Source organism: Cellulosimicrobium sp. 22598 (assembly GCF_052044445.1).
Taxonomy (GTDB): Bacteria; Actinomycetota; Actinomycetes; order Actinomycetales; family Cellulomonadaceae; genus Cellulosimicrobium; species Cellulosimicrobium cellulans_G.
Window position 1 is genome coordinate 1 of record NZ_JBQEMZ010000042.1, and the last position, 1,469, is coordinate 1,469.

The window sequence follows — 1,469 nt, forward strand, 5'->3', positions numbered from 1 at the left end:
GCGGGCGGGCGGCTGGTGCTGCCGGGGTTCGTGGACGCGCACGTGCACGGCGAGGCCGCGGTCCTGGACGAGGACGTGCAGCTCGCGATGCTGCGTCAGGGCGTGACGAGCGTCGTGGTCGGGCAGGACGGGGTGTCCTACGCGCCCTCGCCCGCCCCGGGCCAGGCCCGCGGCCCGGGCGAGGCACGCGGCCCGGGCGAGGCACGCGGCCCGGGCGCCGAGACGGCGTCGGGCCTGCACGACGCCGCGACCTGGGCGAGCGGGTACTTCGCCGCGATCAACGGCACCCACCCCACCTTCCGCGGCGGGTCCGTCGCCGACCTCCTCGCGACCTACGACCGCACGACCCGGGTCAACGTCGGCTACCTCGCCCCGCACGGCACGATCCGCTACGCGGTCCTGGGCCCCGCGGCCCGCCCCGCGACGCCCGCCGAGACCGACCGCATGCGCGCCCTGCTCACCACCGCGCTCGACGACGGCGCCCTCGGGATGTCGACCGGCCTGGAGTACGTCCCGGCCACGTACGCCGACGAGACCGAGCTCGTCGCCCTCACCAGCATCCTCGCCGCCCGCGGCCTCCCCCACGTGTCGCACATGCGCGGCTACGAAGACAAAGCCGGGCCCGCGTTCGCCGAGCTCGTGCGCCTCGCGCGCGCCTCCGGCGTCGCGACCCACGTCTCGCACTACCACGGCCCCGCCGCCGAGCTGCTCGGGTACGTCGAGGACGCCCACGCCCAGGGCCTGGACGTCACCTTCGACTCCTACCCCTACCTGCGCGGCTGCTCCATCCTGTCCATGGTGTCCCTACCCACCTGGCTGCCCGTCGCCGACGTCGACGCGACCGTGACCGCCCTGACCGACCCCGCCGTCCTGGACCGCCTGCACCGCGAGCACTTCCCCACCCTGACCGACCTGTGGCCCCGCATCACCATGGCCGCCGTCCCCACCGGCACCGCCGCCGGAGCCCCCGACGCCCGACCCGCCGAGGACCTGACCTGGACCGAGGGCATGACCCTGCCCGACGTCGCCGCCCACCTGGGCCTGACCCCCGCCCAGACCGCGGTGCACCTGCTCGTCGCGACCCGCCTGCGCGCCTCGTGCGTGTTCGCCCAACCCCCCACCAACTCACCCGACTCCGTGCGCGCCCTGCTACGCCACCGCGCACACGTCGGCGGGTCCGACGCGATCTACGCGCCCGTCGCAGGCGGCGGCCGACCCCACCCGCGCGGCTGGGGCGCCTTCGCGCGCTTCCTCGCCGAGCACGTGCGTACGCTCAGGGACTGGACTTGGCACGACGCCGTCACACACCTGTCCACCCGACCCGCCGCACGGTTCGCCCTCGCCGGGCGCGGCACGGTGGTGCCCGGCGCGGTCGCAGACCTCACGCTCGTCGACCCCGACCAGGTCCGCGACGAAGCGACCTACGAAGAACCACGCCGCCCGGCGTCCGGCGTGGACGACGTGCTCGT

The 1,469-nt window shown here is 75.8% G+C and carries 1 protein-coding gene; it reads left to right on the forward strand.

Translation table 11 applies throughout. The features are described from left to right. Positions 1 to 1,469: N-acyl-D-amino-acid deacylase family protein (locus tag ACTJIY_RS20785; RefSeq protein WP_440697263.1), on the forward strand; the 1,469-nt coding region annotated here is incomplete at both ends.